Below are 18,821 nucleotides of genomic sequence, written 5' to 3'. Positions count from 1 at the left end.
CGGCCACGGCGCCCCGGAAACGCACGAGATGGCGCCGGTCAAGGGAGGACAACGCAATGGCGGATCTCAAGCGGCGCGACCTGGGTCGCCTGGCCCTGGGCGGCAGCCTAGCCCTGCTGGGCACCCCGCTCACCGGCGGCCGGTCCGCCAGGGCGGCTGAAACGAAGATGGCGGTGCAATGGTTCGGTGCCAGCGACCGTGCCCGCCGCACCTTCGCGGTGATCGAGCTCTTCGAAAAGCGCCATCCCGGCCTCAAGATCAACGGCCAGTACGGCAACTCCACCGACTACTTCCAGAAGATCAACACGCAGATCGCCGGCCGCAACGGGCCGGATGTCTTCCAGCTCGAACCGAACAGCCTGTCCGATTATGCGCGGCGCGGCGCCCTCCTGCCGCTGGAGCCGATGCTGGGCAAGGCCATCGACGTGTCGGGCATCGATCCCTCGATGCTCGATCTCTGCCGCGTGGACGGCAAGATCTATGGCATGGGCCTCGGCCTGAACTCCTTCGCCATGCTCTACGATTCCGAGGTCTTCGCGCGCACCGGCCTGACGCCGCCGGACGAGAAGACGAGCTGGGACGATTATGTCCGCCTTTCGGTGGAGCTGACCAAGGCGGCGAAGCAGGAGAACTGGTGGGGCTCCGCGGATATCAGCCGCAACCAGCAGGCGCTGACCGTCTGGCTGCGCCAGCACGGGATCGACCTCTTCACGGCGGATGGGAAGCTCGGCCTCACCCCGGAACTGGCGGCGGAATGGTTCGCCTTCTGGGACAAACAGCGCAAGGCGGGCGGCTGTGTCACGCCCGACATCGCCTCGCAGGACGTGAACTCCATACAGTCCCTGCCGCTGGTCACCAAGAATGCCGGCATGGCGCTGATGTTCTCCAATCAGCTCGTCGCGACGCAGGAGGTCGTGCCCTTCAAACTGGGCATGACCACCTTCCCGCATGGCGGCCCGGGCGCAAAGCCGGGGCATTTCTACCGGCCTGCGCTGATCTGGTGCCTCTATGGCCGGGGCCGCAACACGCAGCTCGCGGCGGAGTTCGTGAACTTCTTCCTCAACGATCCGGAGGCGGTGAAGATCCTGGGCGTCGAGCGCGGCGTGCCCATGGCCAGAGCGTCGCGCGACCTGGTGCTGCCGACGCTGAACGAGATGGAGCGCCGCACGGTGGAATACGTCAATTTCCTGGCGGACAAGGTGGGCCCCTACCCGCCCGCCATGCCGGTGAACGCGCAGCAGTTCGGCCAGTTCCTGCGCAACGCCGCCGACGAATTCGCCTTCGGCCGGCTGGATGCGAAACAGGCCGCCGCGAAGCTGGTCAACGACACGAACGCCATCCTGTGATGCCCCCTGGAATGCCCCCTGGGATGCACGAGGACCCGCATGCGGCCATCCGCGGCAACCCGCTGGCCAGCCGCGCCGATGCCGCCCGCCTGCTGCTCGACCTGAACGCGCCGCTGCGCCCCTGCTTCAGCCCTGGCCGCGCGCAGGTGCGGCTGGGGCTGGACAGCGCGCATTTCGACCGCAAGGCCGAATGGTTCGAGGGCTATGCCCGCCCGCTCTGGGGCCTCGCCCCCCTCGCGGCGGGGGTGGCGATTTCGACGGCTGGGTCCTGTTCCGCGAAGGGCTGGAGAGCGGCAGCGACCCCGCCCATCCGGAGTACTGGGAGGCCGTCACCGATCACGACCAGCGCTCGGTGGAGATGGCGGCGCTGGGCTTCGCCCTGGCCCTGGTGCCGGAACAGCTCTGGGAGCCTCTGCCGGACACCGCGAGGCGCAACCTCGCCACCTGGCTCGGCGGCATCCAGCGCGTCGCCATGGCCGACAACAACTGGCACTTCTTTCCGGTCATGGCCGGGCTGGGCATGCAGCGCGTCGGCCTGCCGATCGACGAGGCCTCCCGCGACCGCCACCTGGCGCGGATCGAGGAATTCTACCTGCGCGACGGCTGGTACGGCGACGGAGCCGGCGGCCATATCGACCACTACAACGGCTTCGCGCTGCAATTCTACGGCCTCGCCTATGCCGCCCTGGCCGGCGGGCACGACCCGGAGCGCGCCGCCCGTTACCGCGACCGCGGCGCCGCTTTCGCCCAGGGCTTCCGGCACTGGTTCGGCGATGATGGCGCCACGCTGGCGATCGGCCGCTCGCTGACCTACCGCTTCGCCACCGCCGCCTTCTGGGGCGCCCTGGCCTATGCCGGGGTGGAGGCGCTGCCCTGGGGCGTGATCCGCGGGCTCTGGGCGCGGCAGATCCGCTGGTGGCTGCAACAGCCGATGCTGGACGAGGCCGGGCGGATGCGCGTCGGCTACCGCTGGCCGAACCTGCTGATGAGCGAGAACTACAACTCCCAGGGCTCGCCCTACTGGGCTTTCAAGGCCTTCCTGCCGCTCGCCCTGCCGGACACGCATCCCTTCTGGCGGGCCGAGGAGGCACCGCACCCGGACCGGGATGGCGTGACCCTCATCCCCGGCGCCTCCATGCTGGTGCAGCGGCAGGGCGGCGACGTCACCGCCCTGCCCGCCGGGCCCAGCCACGACAACATGCGCGGCGGCACGGAGAAATACGCGAAATTCGCCTATTCCACGCATCTCGGCCCCTGCCTGGAAGCGGGGCGCTGGATCCATAACGGCGCCTGCGGCGACAACATCCTCGCCGTCAGCACGGATGAGCGGGACTGGCACATCCGCCGCGACATCCCCACCCGCCGCCTCGGCCGGGCTTGGATCGAGACCGGCTGGTCGCCGCTGGCGGGCGTGGAGGTCACCACGCTCCAGTTCTTCAGCGAGGGGTGGGAGATCCGCCTGCACGACCTCCGGTCCGACCATCCCGTCGTGACCCTGGAATCGGGCCATGCCGTCCCCTGCCGCGTCCGGTCCCGCAAGCGGCCGGGCGGTTCCGTGCTGGACCTCCTGTCGGATGGCGGCATCCTGCTGCGGGCCGGGAACGCGGTGGGGAGCGCGATCCTCGACCCCCGCGGCCAGCGGCGGAGCGGCGCGATGGATGTCATGGCCAATACCAGCCTGATGTTCCCCCAGGCCGCCGTGCCCGTGCTGGGCGGCCGCCTCCCGCCCGGCCGGCACCTGCTGGCCACCGCCGTCCGGGCCGAAAGAGGGGCCGAACGGGGGGCGGCGGCGTTTGCACCGCCCGGCTGGGACCGGATCGCGGCCCTGGCCACCGGGGCCGGCTGGGATGCCCAGCGGGCCGGGGGGCTCACCCTCCCATCCGTGCCGCTGCGGATCGTCAGCCATGCCGCGGACCCGGTCCTGGCGATGTGACGGACGGCTCCCGGCTCACCCGGCGCGTTTCAGGGGCAGGCCGGGAGCGCCCCGATGGGGCGGCCAGCGGAGGCCGCCCGTCCCATCATTCGCAGCGGAGGGCCGCCCGCATCTCCTGCGCCCCCAGCGGGTCGCAGACCGCTGCCAGGCGCCCGGCGGCGATCACGGCATAGCGGTGCAGCAGCGACTTGCGCCGCGCCGGGGCCAGGGGACGGTGCGGCGCCTCGCGCAGCACCGCCGTCTCGTAGCCGTCGGTGCACCAGAGGCCGACTTCCTCCGGGATGAGCTCATGCGGAAAGTCGCAATCCACGGCGAAGAACAACCGGTCGCACCATTCCAGGTATTCCGGCCATTTCGCGTCGGAGAGGAAATCGCGTGGCCCGCTCTTCACCTCGATGGCGTTCAATTGCCCCTCCGGCGTCAGGGCCATGATGTCGAGCCTGCGCCCGCAGGGGATCGGCACTTCCAGCACAGGCGCCCAGCCCAGCCGGGCGCAATGGCGCATGGCGGAACGGCAGACCAGGGCAGTGCGGTCGGGAACGGACAGGTCGAGCGGCATGAGAACGAATCGGGGACAGAACGCCGGTGGAGTCAAGCGCCCGGTGGCACGCCTTCACGGACGCGCCAGGAAACCTGCCCTTTCCTGGCTTCCCTCCGGCGAACCGCCTTAACCTCGCCGGGCGGAGGATGGGAGTACGGAGCGTGTCATGAGGCCGACCCTGCGCAGGCTGGCTTACGGGCTCGTCCAGGGGCTGGGCTGGATCGGTATCCTCGCCCTGATCGGGGCCAGCCTGCTGCTGGTCCGCCGACTGGGCTTCCCGGCCGTGCTGATGCTCGGCCTGATCACCAGCCTGATCTGCGTGCGGGCCGAATTGTCGCAGGATGTGCCCGGCTGGGGGCGGGACATCTTCGCCGCCCGCTGGCACAGCCGGCCCGGCCTGTCGGAGCGGCAGGCCTCGGCGGAACAGATCACCATGCTCCGCTTCTACCGGAACTGCGGCTTCATCCTGATCCTGGCCGGCGCGCTGGGCTCGCTCTGGCAGGTCTGGCGGATGGGCTGAACGCCGGGCGGGAAAGACCCGCCCGGCCCCGATCCTCCGGAGTCAGTGTCCCAGCATCAGTGCCCGGTATAGGCGGCGCGCCTGTCCGGCCCGTCTTCCCGCTCACCGGTCGGGCGCCCGGCCCAGAAGCCCGCGATCAGCGAGCCGGACAGGTTGTGCCACACGGAGAAGAGCGCCCCCGGCAGCGCCGCCAGCGGCGAGAAGTAGATCTTGCCCAGGGCGGCGGCGAGGCCGGAATTCTGCATCCCCACCTCCAGCGCCAGGGTGCGGCAGATGCTTTCCTCGAAGCCGAGCAGCCGCCCGCCCCAGTAGCCGCCGAGCAGGCCGATGCCGTTGTGCAGCACCACGCCCAGCATCACCACCGGCCCCACCGCCGCGATGCTGTCGCGGGTGCCCGCCACGACGGCGCCGATGATCAGCAGGATCGCGATCATGGACACCAGCGGCAGCACCGGCTTCACCCCCTGTACCACGCGCGGCACGAGATGGCTGGCCACCAGCCCGGCGGCGATGGGCAGGGCGACGATCTGCAGAATGCTGGTCAGCAGGCCCAGCGTGTCCACCGCGATCTCGGCCGAGACGTAGAGCCGGGTCAGCAGCGGCGTCGCCACCACGCCCACCACGGTGGAGAGCGCGCTGATCGTCACCGCCAGCGCCACGTCGCCGCGGGAAAGATAGACCATGACGGTGGAGGCCGTGCCGCTCGCCACGCTGCCCACCAGCACCATGCCGGCGGACAGGTCGGGCGGCATGTGCAGCAGCCGGGCGATGCCCCAGGCGGCCAGCGGCATGATCAGGTAGTGCAGCCCGACCCCGGCCAGCACCGGCGCTGGGCGGGTGATCACCCGGCGGAAATCCTCCAGCTTCAGGGTGACGCCCATGGCGAACATGATCAGCGACAGCAGCAGCGTGACCCAGGGCGCGACCGGCTGGAACACGGAGGGGGACAGATAGGCCAGGGCGGCGGCGATCACCGCCCAGAGCGGGAAGAGCCGGGTGACGGAGGACATGGCGGCAACTCGTCGGAAAGGCGGTTGTAACGGATGCGGGACCGTTTCCTGTAGAGACTGCCCCCGGCGCCGGTAACCCGTCCCGCCGCAAGGCAGCCCCGTGCCTGCCGTCCGGCCCCGGGCGCGCCCCGGGGCAGGCACCTGCCGGGCTTGACCCGGGCGGAGGCCGGGGGCCTGTTGCGGAGCGGAGGAGACACGTCCCATGATCCATCGCCGCACCACCTTGCAGGCCCTGGCCGGCCTCGGCCCCATGGCCGCCAGCCTGTCCCGCCCCGCCCGCGCCCAGGGTCAGGCCAAGATCCAGGGCGCACCGTTGCATCTCGTGGTGCCCGCCCCACCGGGCGGCCCGACCGACATCCTGGCCCGGGTCCTGGCCGAGGGCGCGCATCCAGCCCTGGGCCGGGTCGTGGTGGTGGACAACAAGCCCGGCGCCGGCGGCGTGATCGGCAGCGAGGCCGTGGCCCGCGCCGCGCCCGACGGCAACACCATCGTGCTGGGCCACAACCAGACCCATGCCTCCAACCAGTGGATGATGCCGAACCTGCCCTACGACGTCATCACGAGCTTCACCCCCGTCGCGCGGCTGGGCACGGTCCATCACGCGCTGGTCGTCGGGGCGGATTCCCCCTCGCGCAGCCTGGCGGAGCTGATCGAGCGCGGGCGGCGCGAGGAGCTGAGCTACGCCTCCTCCCAGGCCGGTTCCGCCTCGCATGTGATCAGCGAAACGCTGGTGCGGCGCACGGGAATGCGGGCGGTGCACGTGCCCTATCGCGGGGCCGCCCCGGCGGCGACCGACACGATGACCGGGGTGGTGGATTTCTACACCGCCACCTTCCCATCGGTCGCGCCGCTGGTGCGCGACGGCAAGCTGCGCGCCCTGGCCATCGGCGCCCCGGCCCGCCTGCCGGACTTCCCCGACATCCCCACCGCCGCGGAGACCGGGCAGCCCGAGCCCTTCGTGGATGCCTGGTTCGGCCTCTTCGCCCCGGCGCAGACCCCCGCGCCGGTGGTGGAGCGGATCGCCGGGGCCATGCTCGGCGTGGTGCAGGACCCGTCGATGGGCGAGAAGCTGCAGAATGCCGGCTTCACCCTCGCCCCGCAGGAACCGGCGGAATTCGCCGCCTTCCAGAAGCAGGAGGTCGCCCGCTGGCAGGAGATGGTGCGGCTGACCGGGGTGAAGCTGGAAGGCTGATCCCGGCCGCTCCCAGGAAGCGCGGCGCCTGCCCGGGCGCCCGCCCATGTGACCGGAACCGCTCTGGCCAAGCCGGCCCACAGGGGAGATGCTGCGCGCAAGGCCCTTCCGGCCTGGGCACCCTGCCCGCGCGGAACGGGCCGCGCCATCCCCGATCGCCCCGCGCCCGTCGGGCGGGGCAGCAGGCCAGGGCATCCGCCACGGCGCCATGCCGGTGGCGGGCGCTGTGGGGAAGTGCTGGCAGACGAAAGGACAGGACCATGGAACGACGCCCGCTCGGCCGATCCGGCCTCACGCTCCCGCCTCTGGTCTTCGGCGGCAATGTCTTCGGCTGGACGGCGGATGAGACCACCTCCTTCCGCCTGCTCGACCGGCTGGTGGAGGCCGGCTTCAACGCCATCGACACGGCCGACATCTATTCGCACTGGGCGCCGGGCCATAGCGGTGGCGAGTCCGAGAATGTCATCGGCCAGTGGCTGAAGCGGCGCGGCCGGCGCGACGACGTGCTGATCCTGACCAAGGTCGGCGGGGAGATGCCGGGCCAGGGCAAGGGACTCGGCCGCGCCTGGATCAGGAAGGAGGTGGAGCATTCGCTCAAGCGCCTGCGCACCGACTACATCGACCTCTACCAGTCGCATTTCGACGATCCCGACACGCCGCTCGCCGAGACCATGGGCGCCTATGCCGAGCTGATCGCCGAGGGCAAGGTGCGCGCCGTCGGCGCCTCCAACTACTCCGCCGCGCGGCTGCGGGAGGCCCTGACGGCCGCCGCCGAGCTGGGCGTGCCACGCTACGAGAGCCTGCAGCCGCACTACAACCTGATGGAGCGCGAGGGCTTCGAAAAGGAATTGCAGCCCCTCTGCTACGAGGAGGGGATCGGCGTGATCACCTATTTCTCGCTGGCGGCCGGCTTCCTCACCGGCAAGTACCGCAGCGAGGAGGATCTGGGGCAGAGCCCGCGCGGCGGTGGCGTGAAGAAGTACCTGACCCCCCGTGGCCTCGCCGTGCTGCGCGCCCTGGATGAGGTCTCCGCCCGTCATGGCGTCACCCAGGCCCAGGTCGCCATCGCCTGGCTGGCCAATCGTGGCGGCGTCACCGCCCCGATCGCCAGCGCCACGAAGCTGGAACAGCTGGAGGACCTGCTCAGGGCCGCCACCCTCAAGCTCTCGGCCGAGGATGTGGCGCTTCTCGACAAGGCCAGCGCACCCTGAGGATAGGCCGGGGGAGGCACGCCGCCTTCCCCAAGGGCCTTCCCCATCCGGTCTCGTTGGGAGATGGTCTCTTTTTAAGAGACGATTCCCACATATTTATATTGATTTGAGCCTGGAAATCGCGATCATTCGCTACAGCGAAATACTGAAGAGACACGATGCGTCTGGTCATCCGAACCCTCAATCAGGCGATCCTGACACAGCAGAGGATTCATGACGAAGCCTTGCAGCAGGCTGGAGCCGCCCAGATCGTGCACGTTCGGATGGCGTTCCACGATGTCGCGGAAGCCGCGATGCTGGCGATCCGCCACCTGCAGGGCCGCCTCCTGGCAGTGAACCTCTCGGTGACGCGACCGGAGCGGCAGGACTGAGGGGCGGCAGGGCCGGTGGAGCCCTGCCGCCCGGAACCTCAGACGTCGAAGAAGACGGTCTCGTCCTCGCCGCCCTGCAGGCGGATGTTGAAGGTATAGACCACCTTGCCGTCACGCTCGGAACGCTGGGCGATCAGGGTCTTCCGGCGCTCGGCCTGCTCGATGATGTTGAGCACCGGGTCCTTCTTGTTCGCCTCCTCCTCGTCGGAGAAGTACATGCGGGTACTCAGGCCGATATTGATGCCGCGCGCCGCGATCCAGAAGTTGATGTGCGGCGCCATATCGCCCCGGCCCGAGCGGCCGGCGACCTTGCCGGGCTTGATCGTCTCGAAGGTATAGACGCCGGTGTCGAAGGCGGTGCCGGTGCGGCCCCAGCCGCGGAAGGCCGGGTCCACCGGCTTGTCCTGCTGGTCGGCCTCATGGGCATACTTGCCGGCGGCATTGGCCTGCCAGATCTCCAGCAGGATGTCCTTGCAGATCGAGCCGGTGCCGTCGATGACGCGCCCCTCGATGGTGATGCGCTCGCCCTGGGTCTCGGGCGTCACCAGCGTGTTGCTGAAGTCCTTCTCGAAGATGTCGAAGCCCGCCTGGTGCGGGATCAGCCCGATATGCACATAGGGGCCGGCGGTCTGGGACGGCGTTTCCTGGAGGAAGGAGGCCGGGGCGTTGACGTTGAACATGGCGCTCAGTTCCCCTGCAGCTTGTTCTCGAACAGCGTGGAACGCTGGCCGCGCAGGACGATGTCGAAGCGGTAGGCCAGGGAGTCCAGCGGCACGCCGGCATTCATGTCCAGGCGCGCGATCAGGCGGTCGCGGGCCGCCAGGTCCGGGACCGTGCCCAGGATCTGGTCGTGCGGGATCAGCGGGTCGCCCTCGAAATACATCTGGGTGATCAGGCGCTGCGCGAAGCCGCTGCCGAAGAGCGAGAAGTGGATATGCGCCGGGCGCCAGCTGTTGACGTAGTTGCGGAAGGGATAGGCCCCGGGCTTGACCGTCCGGAAGACGTAGTAGCCGTCCGCATCCGTCACGGTGCGTCCGCAGCCGCCGAAATTCGGGTCGATGGGGGCGAGGTAGGTGTCGTTCTTGTGGCGGTAGCGGCCGCCGGCATTGGCCTGCCAGAACTCCACCAGCGTGCCGCCGACGCCCCGGCCGTTCTCGTCCACCACGCGGCCATGGACGATGGTGCGCTCGCCGATCGGCTCGCCGGTCTTGGCGTAGTTCAGGATCAGATCGTTATCCAGCTCGCCGATATCGCCATGGCCGAAGACCGGCCCCGTCACCTCGGACAGCGAGTTCTGCAGCGAGATGAGGGGCAGGCGCGGGGAGCGCGCGACGCTGGTCTTGTAGGTGGGCGTATAGGCCGGCGGATGGATGGCGCGGTTGCGCATCATGAATTCCGGAGCCGTGCTCCGGCGCAGACTGTCACGGTTGAGCAGCTGCTTGTGGCCGTCGGACATCGACGCCTCCCTGCTGGTTGCTTCTGTTCCGGGGCACTGGCGGGCCCCGCCGGCCGTCGTCGGCGGACGCCGGTTCGAGGCGCAGGCTTGCACCCATGCCGCGCCAGGATCAACGAGACAGACTCACGGAATCCATAAGTTATAAGTTATGAATGCCCCCGGGATGACCAACCGCCGTTTCGAATGCTTCGTCACCGCCGCCCGGGATCTGCATATCGGGCGCGCCGCCGAGCGCCTCGGCATCGCCCAGCCCGCCCTCAGCCAGCAGATCCGGGCCCTGGAACAATCGGTGGGGGCGCGGTTGCTGCGCCGCGTCGGGCGCGGCATCGCACTGACCGAGGCGGGGGCAGCCTTCCTGCCCGAAGCCGTGGCGGCGCTGGAGCAGGAGGCGCGGGCGGTGCATGTCGCTCGCCGGGCCGCCCGGGGCGAACTCGGCGAGATCAGCATCGGCTATGTGAACACCGCCATGCTGGGGCCGGAACTGCCGACCCTGCTTTCCGCCTTCCGCCGCTCCGTGCCCGATGCGCGGATCGACCTGCAGGAAATCTCGGTGCAGGACCAGTTGCCGGCCCTGGAACAGCGCCGTCTCGACCTGGCCGTGGTGCGGGAGCCGGTGGGGAGCCTGCCCCCGGACTACCGCGCCCGGCATTTCAGCCGGGATGCGCTGCTGGCCGCCGTGCCGCTTTCCCTGGCGGAGCGCCTGCCACACCCGCTGCCCTTGGCGGAACTGGCCGAACAGACCTTCGTTGCCCTGCGCGACCCGCATGGCATGGGGCTGGGCCACCGGCTCTGGCAGCTCTGCCGGGAGGCCGGGTTCACGCCCCGGATCGAGTTGCGGGTGAACAACGCCACCAGCATCCTGGGGCTGGTGGCCGCCGGCTTCGGGGTCAGCCTGGTGCCGGCGGTCCTGCGCCGGGTCGGGATGGCGGGGGTGGCCCTTCTGGAGCTGAAGGAGGCCGAGGCCCATACCGACCTCGCCATCGTGCACCGCCCGGCCGATACCTCGCCCCTGAAGCTGCGCTTCCTGGCCCAGTTGCCACCGGACGGGGATGTTTTTCTGCAACCAAGGGACATTGGTTAACAAGGATTGAATCAACCCTCGATACCCACAACCCTTCCGTGTATGATGCGTCGCAGCAACCATAGGTGGGTATGGCTGAGATGAGCACCATCACGAGGCTGCGGGTCGGCAACGAAGACTTCCTGGTCGCGGCCATGATCGAGCGGTGCCCGAAATCGATGATGATCCGGGAGCTGCTGCAGAACGCGCTGGAGGCCGCCCAGAGCGCGCCGGACGGGGAGCGGCGCGTGGAATTCTCCGCCCTGACCATCGACGGGGCCCGCAAGCTGGCCCTTTGGAATGCCGGGCGGGGGCTGACCGCGGCGGAACTCTACCGGATGTGCGACATCGCCGCCTCGATCAACAAGGTGAACGGGCTCGATGCCAATTTCGGCATGGGCGCCAAGGTGGCCTCCCTGCCCTCCAACCAGCATGGGATGCGCTACCGCTCCTGCCGCGACGGGGTGGTGCACGAGGTGGTGCTGGGCAAGCGGGGCGGCACCTATGGGCGCCTGCACCAGCCTGGCCCCGACGGGCGGCTGACCGAGATCGTCGAGGTCACCGCCCAGGCCCGGGCCGAGGGCCGTGACACCGGAAGCGACTGGACCGAGGTGGTGCTGCTCGGCAACCGGGCGGAGCAGGACACGGTGGCCGATCCCTTCGACGGCCATCCGCGCAGCCCGGCCAACTGGCTCATCGAGACCATCGGCGGCCGCTATTTCCGCTTCCTGCCCGGTGGCGCGGTGATGCTGCAGCCCGGCATCCATCCGGTCACCGCCCGCTACGCGCTGCGAAGCCTGGAGCGGCGCCTCTCGGCCCTGCCGCATTACGAGCGCGTCGCGCTGCCGGATGGCGTCGCGATCCACTACGCCTATGACGCCCCGAACCCGGACAAGCCGGGGACCAATCTCAGCCAGTCCTCCGGTCTGGAGAATGCGGAGGGCATGGCCGGCATCGTCTTCCGCGACGAGATCTATGCGGCGATGCGCGGCGCGCAGTGGCGGCGCGAGGCGCCGAGCTTCGGCGTGCCGGTGGGGGCGCGGCATGTCTCCATCCTGGTGGAACTGCCCAGGGACCATCCGGTGCAGGCGGAGGGATACCGGGAGTTCCTGCGCTACCGTGGAGGCGCGCAGGTGCAGGTGCGGCTGGCCGACTTCGCCCCCCTCATCGCCGAGCACCAGCCGGGCTGGCTGAAGGAGATCCTGGCCGGCAGTTCACCCTCCGCCGCCCTGGTGGCCGAGGCGCAGCAGGAGATGGGAGAGCTGCTGCGGAACCTGGGCGTCACGCGCCGGCGCCCGCCCCGCCCGCGCACGGAGGACATGCCACCCCCCGCCCCGCCGGTGGCGCCGCCGGCCCCGCGCCCGGTGGTGATCGAGACCGCGCCGGCCCTGTTCCTGCTGCGCGAGGCCGCCGAGGTGGCCGATGCCGGGCTGACCTTCCGCGCCGCCTGCTACTATCCAGAGAGCCACCAGCTCCACATCAACCTGACCTATCCGGCCGTGGCGGTGATGGCCGCCATGCTGACCGGCGTTCAGGATGGCGGGCAGGACAGCGAGGATGTCGCCCCGGCGGTGCAGGCCGCCGCGACCGAGATCGCCGAGCGCAGCATGGTCATGCGGGTGGCACGCGCCCTGGTCCATGGACTGGCCAAGCGTGGGCGCCCGCGCGAATGGAATGACAGCCAGTTGCGGGTGCTGCTCTCGTCGGAGAGCCTGACCCTGGCCGCCGACGACGTGCATGCCGGGCTCGCCGAAGCGCAGGAAAACTTCCGCCAGAGCGTGCTCGCCACCGCCCTGGTGGAGTAGCTGACTGTCATGCCGGGGCCGCTCCCGCGGCTCCGGCATGGTGCCTTCAGTGGTGATGCGCCCCGTGGCTGGCATTACGGCGGCGGGTTTCCGCCGCCTTCCTCGCGGAGGCGGAGCGTTCGCTCGCGGGCCGGGATGCCGAGGCTTCTCCGCCGAGATGGCCACCCTTCCGCGAGGGCTCATGCGAGACAGCGTGCCCGCGGCCGGAGCCGCTCTTCTTGCCGCCGCCATCCTGCTTGTTCACCGTGGCCCAGGCGCGCGCCTCGGCCTCCTTCTCCGGCACGCCACGGTGCTCGTAGCTTTCCTCGATATGCTCGGCCTGGCGCTTCTGCTTGTCGGTGTAAGCGTCCTTGCCGCCGCGTCCCGTCGCCATCCTGCCTCTCCCTGATACGGCGGCCCCAAGAAGCCGCGCCTGGCAGGGAAACGTGCCGGTGGCCGGATGGCTTCGTCGCCAGCCCCGGAAGCCCGGGACGGCGGAAGCCATGCCCCCGGGGATGACAGCCATGCGGCAAGCGGTTTGCCCCCGGGGAACCGCCTGCCGCATATGCGGGGGCGACGAGGCGGCGCAGTGGCCGCCCCACCAGAGCCAGAAGCCGCCAGGCGCAGGCCGGACACAGGGAGGACCGATTCATGCCCCGGACACCGCTTCCGAAGGACAACCCCGCCTTGCGCCGGCGCAGCGCCGCCGGCCTGCTCGGCGGCGCGCTGCTTGCCCTGGCCGGGATGCTCCTCTCCCCCGCCCTGCATGCCGAGGAGAGCACGCTGCGCATCGTCCTGCGCAACGACCTCGCGAGCATCGATCCGGTCGCTTCCACCGCGACCTTCGCGCGCAACCATGGCTTCCTGGTCTATGACCAGCTCTATGCGCTGAACTCCAGGGGCGAGCCCCGTCCCCAGATGGTGGAGAGCCACGAGACCTCTCCGGACGGGCTGCGCCACCGCTTCACCCTGCGCGAGGGGCTGAGCTTCCATGACGGGCAGCCGGTGCGGGCGGCGGATGCGGTGGCCTCCATCCAGCGATGGAGCCAGCGCGACGTGGTGGGCCGGGCGCTGGCCGCCGCCACCTCCGCGATCGCCGTGGAGGACGAACGCAGCTTCACCATCACCCTGTCCCGCCCCTTCGCGCTGATCGAGCAGGCCCTGGCCCGCCCCACCGCCAGCGCGCTCTTCGTGATGCCGGAGCGCATCGCCCAGACGCCGGCCACCACCCAGATCACCGATGCCACCGGCTCCGGCCCCTTCATCTTCGAGCGGAACCAGTGGCGGGTCGGCGACCGCGCCATCTATCGCCGGAACCCGGCCTACAGGCCGCGCCCGGAACCCGCGGACGGGCTGGCCGGGGGCAAGGTCGCGAAGGTGGACCGCATCGAATGGCGCTCCATCCCCGATGCCGCCACCGCCGCCGCCGCCCTGACCTCGGGCGAGATCGACTACTGGGAGCTGCCGCCCTCCGACCTCTATCCGCTGCTGGAAGCCGATCCGAAGATCCGGCTGAAGGCGATCGACCCGATCGGCTCGCAGATCTGGCTGCGGCCGAACCACCAGCAGCCGCCCTTCAACGACGCCCGCGCCCGGCAGGCCCTGCTGCATGCGATCAGCCAGCGCGACGTGCTGGATGCCATCGGCGTGGCCGAGGAGGACCGCGTGGAATGGTGCCCGGCCTTCTTCTATTGCGGCACCTCCCTGGAAACGAAGGCAGGCGCCGAGGGGCTGGAGAAGCCCGATCCCGACAAGGCGCGGGCGCTGCTGAAGGAGTCCGGCTATGACGGGCGGCCGGTGGTCTTCCTCGATGCCACGGATCTTTCCGCCAACCATGCCGCGACCACGGTGATGGCGGAAGCCTTCCGCAAGATCGGCCTGAAGGTGGATCAGGTGGCCAGCGACTTCGCCACCCTGACCGCCCGCCGCAACAAGCGGGAGCCGGTGGAGCAGGGGGGCTGGAACCTGTTCATCACCGTGGGCAATGTGCTCGATGGCGGCGACCCGCTGTCCAGCCTCTACCTCGCCTCCCCCTGCCAGGGCGGCCTCGCCGGCTGGCCCTGCGACGCGAAGCTGGAGGAGCTGCGCCGCGCCTGGTGGGAGGAGAGCGACCCCACCCGCCGCCAGGCCCTGATCGAGGAGATCCAGCGCCGCGCCTATGAGGTGGTGCCGTATATACCGGCGGGCCAGTTCCGCTCCCGCGCCGCCTTCCGCAAGACCCTGGAAGGGCTGCAGACCAGCCCGGTGCCGGTCTTCTGGAACGTCAGCAAGGGCGCTGGCTGACGGGGCGGACGGCTCCCCGCCACCGGGCTTCCCGCCTGATCGTCAGGGGGATGGTTCCTCCCCGGCCCAGGGCGCGAAGATCTCGGTGGCGAACTCGATGAAGGCGCGGACCTTCCGGTCCAGCGTCGCGCGGGACGGGAACAGCGCCACCACCTCTGCATCCTCGGCCCGGTGCCATTGCGGCAGGACGGTCTCGAGCTCTCCCGCCGCCAGCCGCCCGGCGATCAGCTGAGCCCCGGCCAGGGTGATGCCGGCCCCGCTTCCGGCCTGGCTCAGGATGGTCAGGGATTCGTTCGAGGCCAGGATGGGGCGGATGGTGATCTCCGCCAGATTGCCCATGGCATCGCGCAGCCGCCAGGTGGTGAGCTGTGCCCCGGTGCCGATGGCCAGCAGCGCGTGCCGGGTCAGTTCCTGGGGCCCTGACGGCCGCCCGGCCCTGTCGAGATAGGCGGGGCTGGCCACCAGCCGGGCGCGGGAGCGGCCGAGGCGGCGCATGACATAGCCGGAATCCGCCAGCGGCCCGGCCCGCAGCGCCACGTCGAAACCATGCTTGATCAGGTCGAGCGGGTGGTTGTCGAAGGTCAGTTCCAGACGCACCCTGGGATAGCGGTGTCGGAATTCGGCCAGGGCCGGCTCCAGCACGCTGAGGCCCAGCGCGTAGGAGACCAGGACCCGCAGCGTCCCTTCCGGCTCGTCGCGCAGGGCGCGGACCGAGGCCTCGGCCTCCTCCAGGATCTCCTCGGCCCGGGCGCAGCGCTCATAGAAGTCGCGCCCCGCTTCGGTGACGGAAACGCGCCGGGTCGTGCGGTGCAGCAGCCGCACCCCCAGCTCCTCTTCCAGGGCCCGGACCCTGCGGCTGGCGCTGGTGACCGGCATGCCAAGCTGCGCCGCGGCGGCGGTGAAGCTGCCACGCTCCACGACGCGGAGGAAAACGCGCAGCCGGTCCAGATCGGTCATCAGCGTCGAGGGCATGGGCCACACTCCTCCGATTATGCCAAGGCAGGCAAAAATCCTTCCCGGAGGAGAAGTGTTATCCTGGCGGCGGCCAAGCTCTAGCTGTCATGGAATGTCACCCCCGGCCAGGACCGTCGAAGCACGATGAGCGCCTCCCTCGGCCAGCCCGCCCAGCCTGCCCGGCTCTGGGCAAGGCTTCTGGCTCCTCCTCCCGGCATGTCCTGGTCGGGGATCGGCTTCGCCCTGCGCAACACCGCGGCCTCGCTGACCGCGCTCCACATCGCCTTCCTGCTGGATCTGGACAGCCCGAAATGGGCCGCGATGACGGTGTGGATCGTGGCGCAGGGCAGCCGTGGCATGACCCTGTCCAAGAGCTGGTACCGCGCCCTGGGCACCCTGTCCGGGGCCTGCATCGCCATCCTGCTGATCGCGGGCTTCGCCCAGACGCCGGAGCTTTTCCTACCGGCCCTGGCGGTCTGGATCGGCCTCTGCACAGGGGTCGCCTCGGCGCTGCGCAACTTCCGGGCCTATGGCGCCGTCCTGGCGGGCTACACCGCCGCCATCATCGCCATGGATTCGGTCGCGGCACCGGAACAGGTCTTCGACATCGCCACGGCCCGCGTCACCTATGTCCTGCTCGGCATCCTGGTCGAAGCCTTGTTCAGCCTGCTCTTCGCCCCCGGCGCGGCGCAGGCCGAAACGCGGCAGAAGCTCGATTCCTATCTCCGCCAGGCGGCGGGGATCTGCGGCCGCGCGCTGCGGGGCGAAGCCGCCTCGGGCGCCGCGCTGCACCGGCTCTTCGCCGGCGCGGTGGCGCTGGACACGGCGGCGGAATACGCGGCCGCGGCCTCCGCGACGATCCGGCGCCGGCTGGGCCATGTCCGCGCCGCCACCGCCGCGACCCTGGCGCAGCTCGCCGCCGCCCAGACGCTCCGCGAGAACCTGCCGCGCGCCTCCGGCGCCGATACGGCCGGCCTGATCGCCCAGGCCGCCGCCCTGCTGGAAGGCGTCACCACCGATCCCGGCGGGCGGCAGGCCGAGGTCAGCGAGTTGAGGGACAGGGTGGACGCCGCCTTCGCATCCCAGGTCCGGCAGGATCCTGCCGCCCCCGGCCTGCCCTTGCTCGACCGGCTGGAGACGCTGCTCGCGGCTTTGCAACAGGCCCTGGCGCGGCAGGCAATCCTCGCCCGGCCGAACCCGCCGCCCTCCCGCCTGCGCTTCGCCTTCCATATCGACCGCGTCGCCGCCGCGCAGAACGGCATCCGCGCCACGCTGGCCGTGCTGGCGGCAGCCTGCATCTGGATCGTGACGGCCTGGTCCTCGGGCAGCGGCTTCGTCACCATCGTCGGCGTGGTCTGCGCGATCTTCGCCACCCGCGACAATCCGGTCGCGGGCGGCCTCGGCTTCCTGAAGGGCGCGGCGTGGTCGGCCCTCGCCGCCGGCTTCTGCAACTTCGTGCTGCTCCCCGCGGTCTCCGGCTTCGCCATGCTGGCGCTGGTGATGACGTTCTTCCTGGTTCCCGGCGGCATCGCCATGCGCCATCCGCGCACCGCCGCGCAGGGCTCGGCCTTCGCCATCTTCTTCTGGGACCTCGTCGGCCCGCAGAATGCGGAGCGGGCCACCGCATCCGGCTTCTTCAACGGCGTGGTGGCCCTGCTGCTGGGGATGGCCTGCGCCACCGCGATCTTCACCCTGCTCTTTCCGCCGGACCGGCTGGCCGCGCGGCGCCGCCTGCATGCGGCGATCCGGCGTGACCTCGCCCTGATCGGCCGCAGCCCCGGAGCCTGGTCGCCCGAGGCCTGGCTCAGCCGCACCGCCGACCGGCTGGGCCGGCACCTCGCCACCGCCTCCATCGTGCGGGCCGAACAGGCGGAGGCCGAGTTGCGCGGCGTGCTGGCGGCGCTGGCCATCGGTGACGGCGCCATCCGGCTGCAGCGGCTGACGAAGGGGATCGGGCCGGCGCAACGGCCGCTGGCCGCCGTGCTGAGGCGTCTGGCGGAAGCCGATCCGGTCTCGCTCGCCCGTGCCGCGCGGGGGGCGGCCAGCCGCTTCTCGCGCCTGGCCCGCGCGGCGGAGGGCAGCGACGGCATGGGGAAGGCGCATGCCCTGCAACGCGGCGCGGTGCTGCTGCGGGAGATGGCCGAGATCGCCACCACGCATGCGGCGTTCCTGCGCGGCTGACCCATCTTCCCGGATCAGGCCGTGGCACCTGCTCCGGCCCCTGCCCCGATCCGTTCCGCCGCCAGCCTCTGCCGCAACCAGGCGGCGGCGGGGCCGGAGGGGCGCTGCTTGTGCCAGACCATTTCCAGCGCCACGGGCCAGTCGCCCCGGTCGAACTGGAGTTCCGGCGTGACGAGGTCCGGCGCCGCCGGGGAGGCCGCGATCACATGGTCGGAGGCGAAGGCCCAGCCGATCCCGTGCTTCACGAATTCCAGGATCACCCAGTGGCTCTCCACCCACCAGACCTCGGCCGCGACGCGGAGCCGGCTCTTCTCGCGGCTCTCGCTGCGGGTGGCGAGCATGATCTGGCGGTGCCGCTTCAGCTCCTCCCATTCCACCCGCTCCTTGGCCAGCGGATGGTCGCGGCCGCAGACCAGCTTCAGCGGCACCCAGCCCAGCGTGTGGAAGCCCAGCTCGGTCGGCAGCACTTCCGGCCGCCACTGGATGCCGAGATCGGCCTTCCCCTCCAGCACGAGCTGGCTGACATCCTCCATCAGGGAGAAGAGGATCTCCAGCTCCACGAAGGGGAAGTGCCGGGCGAAATCGGCGAAGAGGCTGCCGAGCGCGCTTTCCGGATAGAGCTCGTCGATGGCGAGGACCAGGCGGTCCTCCACCGCTTCCTCCAGGCTGCGCGCCACGCCGATCAGATGCTCCCGCCGCTCCAGCACCACCCGCGCCTCCTGCAGCAGCCGCTGGCCGGCGCGGGTCAGGCTGGGATTGCGGCCCTCGCGGCGGAAGAGCTCCAGCCCGAGATCGGTTTCCAGATTGGCGACATGGGTGCTGACCACCGACTGCGCCCGGCGCAGGCGGCGGGCGGCGGCGGAGAAGGAGCCGGTCTCGGCGGCGGCCACGAAGGCCTGGAGTTGGTCGAGGGACACGCTCATGGCGGCGATCTATCGTCCAAAACGATGGCATCCAACTTTACCACCGGCTAAAAGGC

General features: G+C 70.5%; 17 protein-coding genes and 1 pseudogene. 11 read left to right on the top strand and 7 right to left on the bottom strand.

The features are described 5' to 3' along the window. The first annotated feature begins 56 nt into the window (after nt 1-56). From MVG78_RS07890 to MVG78_RS07885, 3 genes and pseudogenes are all read left to right on the top strand, one after another. Nucleotides 57-1,346 carry an ABC transporter substrate-binding protein gene (locus MVG78_RS07890; RefSeq protein ID WP_247559736.1) on the top strand — a complete coding sequence of 430 codons (1,290 nt, stop codon included), beginning with the start codon at nt 57-59 and terminating at the stop codon, nt 1,344-1,346. After that, nucleotides 1,346-1,540, top strand: a pseudogene (locus tag MVG78_RS22000) (hypothetical protein); the annotation flags it as partial. The gene MVG78_RS07890 and the pseudogene MVG78_RS22000, both read left to right, overlap by 1 nt. Continuing rightward, entirely contained in the window at nt 1,537-3,279 is a 1,743-nt protein-coding gene (locus MVG78_RS07885) for a DUF2264 domain-containing protein (RefSeq protein WP_247559733.1), read from the top strand. The pseudogene MVG78_RS22000 and the gene MVG78_RS07885, both read left to right, overlap by 4 nt. 85 nt (nt 3,280-3,364) lie before the next feature. On the opposite strand, the gene MVG78_RS07880 is transcribed toward MVG78_RS07885, so the two are convergent. Next, nucleotides 3,365-3,838 (bottom strand): MmcB family DNA repair protein, encoded by a 474-nt coding sequence (locus MVG78_RS07880; protein WP_247559730.1) that lies wholly within the window; start codon nt 3,836-3,838, stop codon nt 3,365-3,367. A 148-nt stretch (nt 3,839-3,986) separates the two neighbouring features. Here MVG78_RS07880 and MVG78_RS07875 point away from each other — a divergent pair, with 148 nt between their 5' ends. Further along, a complete protein-coding gene (locus MVG78_RS07875) occupies nt 3,987-4,340 on the top strand; it encodes a hypothetical protein (RefSeq protein WP_247559727.1) in 354 nt (117 codons plus the stop codon). A 56-nt stretch (nt 4,341-4,396) separates the two neighbouring features. Here MVG78_RS07875 and panS read toward each other — a convergent pair whose 3' ends face one another. Then, nucleotides 4,397-5,350 (bottom strand): ketopantoate/pantoate/pantothenate transporter PanS, encoded by a 954-nt coding sequence (gene panS, locus MVG78_RS07870; protein ID WP_247559725.1) that lies wholly within the window; start codon nt 5,348-5,350, stop codon nt 4,397-4,399. A 202-nt stretch (nt 5,351-5,552) separates the two neighbouring features. Here panS and MVG78_RS07865 point away from each other — a divergent pair, with 202 nt between their 5' ends. From MVG78_RS07865 to MVG78_RS07855, 3 genes are all read left to right on the top strand, one after another. After that, nucleotides 5,553-6,542: a Bug family tripartite tricarboxylate transporter substrate binding protein gene (locus MVG78_RS07865; protein WP_247559723.1), complete on the top strand. Its 990-nt coding sequence runs from the start codon at nt 5,553-5,555 to the stop codon at nt 6,540-6,542. 260 nt (nt 6,543-6,802) lie between these two features. Next, on the top strand, nt 6,803-7,753 hold the full coding sequence (locus MVG78_RS07860) for an aldo/keto reductase (RefSeq protein ID WP_247559720.1): 951 nt from the start codon (nt 6,803-6,805) through the stop codon (nt 7,751-7,753). Between the two features lie 158 nt (nt 7,754-7,911). Beyond that, nucleotides 7,912-8,124 (top strand): hypothetical protein, encoded by a 213-nt coding sequence (locus MVG78_RS07855; protein WP_247559718.1) that lies wholly within the window; start codon nt 7,912-7,914, stop codon nt 8,122-8,124. 38 nt (nt 8,125-8,162) lie between these two features. Here the strand turns inward: MVG78_RS07855 and pcaG are convergent, their stop codons facing one another. Together pcaG and pcaH are read right to left on the bottom strand one after the other, a co-directional pair. After that, nucleotides 8,163-8,804, bottom strand: a complete 642-nt coding sequence (gene pcaG, locus MVG78_RS07850) for a protocatechuate 3,4-dioxygenase subunit alpha (RefSeq protein ID WP_247559716.1) — start codon at nt 8,802-8,804, stop codon at nt 8,163-8,165. 5 nt (nt 8,805-8,809) lie between these two features. Continuing rightward, on the bottom strand, nt 8,810-9,580 hold the full coding sequence (gene pcaH / locus MVG78_RS07845; protein WP_247559714.1) for a protocatechuate 3,4-dioxygenase subunit beta: 771 nt from the start codon (nt 9,578-9,580) through the stop codon (nt 8,810-8,812). Between the two features lie 163 nt (nt 9,581-9,743). On the opposite strand from pcaH, the gene MVG78_RS07840 reads away from it, so the two are divergent. Next, nucleotides 9,744-10,661: a LysR family transcriptional regulator gene (locus tag MVG78_RS07840; protein WP_247559712.1), complete on the top strand. Its 918-nt coding sequence runs from the start codon at nt 9,744-9,746 to the stop codon at nt 10,659-10,661. An 80-nt stretch (nt 10,662-10,741) separates the two neighbouring features. Further along, on the top strand, nt 10,742-12,445 hold the full coding sequence (locus MVG78_RS07835) for an ATP-binding protein (protein ID WP_247559710.1): 1,704 nt from the start codon (nt 10,742-10,744) through the stop codon (nt 12,443-12,445). 46 nt (nt 12,446-12,491) lie between these two features. Here MVG78_RS07835 and MVG78_RS07830 read toward each other — a convergent pair whose 3' ends face one another. Further along, nucleotides 12,492-12,818, bottom strand: a complete 327-nt coding sequence (locus MVG78_RS07830; protein WP_247559708.1) for a plasmid stabilization protein — start codon at nt 12,816-12,818, stop codon at nt 12,492-12,494. 257 nt (nt 12,819-13,075) lie between these two features. Here MVG78_RS07830 and MVG78_RS07825 point away from each other — a divergent pair, with 257 nt between their 5' ends. After that, the gene (locus MVG78_RS07825) at nt 13,076-14,707 is read left to right on the top strand and encodes an ABC transporter substrate-binding protein (RefSeq protein WP_247559706.1); all 1,632 of its coding nucleotides are present in this window, start codon (nt 13,076-13,078) and stop codon (nt 14,705-14,707) included. A gap of 42 nt (nt 14,708-14,749) precedes the next feature. Here MVG78_RS07825 and MVG78_RS07820 read toward each other — a convergent pair whose 3' ends face one another. Next, nucleotides 14,750-15,679, bottom strand: coding sequence for a LysR family transcriptional regulator (locus tag MVG78_RS07820; RefSeq protein ID WP_247559703.1), 930 nt, complete (start codon nt 15,677-15,679; stop codon nt 14,750-14,752). 126 nt (nt 15,680-15,805) lie between these two features. Between MVG78_RS07820 and MVG78_RS07815 the strand changes: the two genes are divergently transcribed. Next, entirely contained in the window at nt 15,806-17,842 is a 2,037-nt protein-coding gene (locus tag MVG78_RS07815; RefSeq protein WP_247559701.1) for an FUSC family protein, read from the top strand. A gap of 14 nt (nt 17,843-17,856) precedes the next feature. Here the strand turns inward: MVG78_RS07815 and MVG78_RS07810 are convergent, their stop codons facing one another. Beyond that, on the bottom strand, nt 17,857-18,765 hold the full coding sequence (locus tag MVG78_RS07810; protein ID WP_247559699.1) for a LysR family transcriptional regulator: 909 nt from the start codon (nt 18,763-18,765) through the stop codon (nt 17,857-17,859). Nucleotides 18,766-18,821 lie beyond the last annotated feature (56 nt).

Origin of the sequence: Roseomonas gilardii subsp. gilardii (assembly GCF_023078375.1) — a bacterium.
In the GTDB taxonomy this organism is placed as follows: domain Bacteria; phylum Pseudomonadota; class Alphaproteobacteria; order Acetobacterales; family Acetobacteraceae; genus Roseomonas; species Roseomonas gilardii.
Note: the sequence above shows the minus strand (reverse complement) of the source record. Positions and strands in the feature narration are given on the sequence as shown.

What these genes read in the sequence shown, in the direction of transcription:
- MVG78_RS07890 (WP_247559736.1), top strand. Translation starts at nt 57, where the DNA reads ATGGCGGATCTCAAGCGGCGCGACCTGGGTCGCCTGGCCCTGGGCGGC.
- MVG78_RS07885 (WP_247559733.1), top strand. Translation starts at nt 1,537, where the DNA reads ATGGTTCGAGGGCTATGCCCGCCCGCTCTGGGGCCTCGCCCCCCTCGC.
- MVG78_RS07880 (WP_247559730.1), bottom strand. Translation starts at nt 3,838, where the DNA reads ATGCCGCTCGACCTGTCCGTTCCCGACCGCACTGCCCTGGTCTGCCGT.
- MVG78_RS07875 (WP_247559727.1), top strand. Translation starts at nt 3,987, where the DNA reads ATGAGGCCGACCCTGCGCAGGCTGGCTTACGGGCTCGTCCAGGGGCTG.
- panS (WP_247559725.1), bottom strand. Translation starts at nt 5,350, where the DNA reads ATGTCCTCCGTCACCCGGCTCTTCCCGCTCTGGGCGGTGATCGCCGCC.
- MVG78_RS07865 (WP_247559723.1), top strand. Translation starts at nt 5,553, where the DNA reads ATGATCCATCGCCGCACCACCTTGCAGGCCCTGGCCGGCCTCGGCCCC.
- MVG78_RS07860 (WP_247559720.1), top strand. Translation starts at nt 6,803, where the DNA reads ATGGAACGACGCCCGCTCGGCCGATCCGGCCTCACGCTCCCGCCTCTG.
- MVG78_RS07855 (WP_247559718.1), top strand. Translation starts at nt 7,912, where the DNA reads ATGCGTCTGGTCATCCGAACCCTCAATCAGGCGATCCTGACACAGCAG.
- pcaG (WP_247559716.1), bottom strand. Translation starts at nt 8,804, where the DNA reads ATGTTCAACGTCAACGCCCCGGCCTCCTTCCTCCAGGAAACGCCGTCC.
- pcaH (WP_247559714.1), bottom strand. Translation starts at nt 9,580, where the DNA reads ATGTCCGACGGCCACAAGCAGCTGCTCAACCGTGACAGTCTGCGCCGG.
- MVG78_RS07840 (WP_247559712.1), top strand. Translation starts at nt 9,744, where the DNA reads ATGACCAACCGCCGTTTCGAATGCTTCGTCACCGCCGCCCGGGATCTG.
- MVG78_RS07835 (WP_247559710.1), top strand. Translation starts at nt 10,742, where the DNA reads ATGAGCACCATCACGAGGCTGCGGGTCGGCAACGAAGACTTCCTGGTC.
- MVG78_RS07830 (WP_247559708.1), bottom strand. Translation starts at nt 12,818, where the DNA reads ATGGCGACGGGACGCGGCGGCAAGGACGCTTACACCGACAAGCAGAAG.
- MVG78_RS07825 (WP_247559706.1), top strand. Translation starts at nt 13,076, where the DNA reads ATGCCCCGGACACCGCTTCCGAAGGACAACCCCGCCTTGCGCCGGCGC.
- MVG78_RS07820 (WP_247559703.1), bottom strand. Translation starts at nt 15,679, where the DNA reads ATGCCCTCGACGCTGATGACCGATCTGGACCGGCTGCGCGTTTTCCTC.
- MVG78_RS07815 (WP_247559701.1), top strand. Translation starts at nt 15,806, where the DNA reads ATGAGCGCCTCCCTCGGCCAGCCCGCCCAGCCTGCCCGGCTCTGGGCA.
- MVG78_RS07810 (WP_247559699.1), bottom strand. Translation starts at nt 18,765, where the DNA reads ATGAGCGTGTCCCTCGACCAACTCCAGGCCTTCGTGGCCGCCGCCGAG.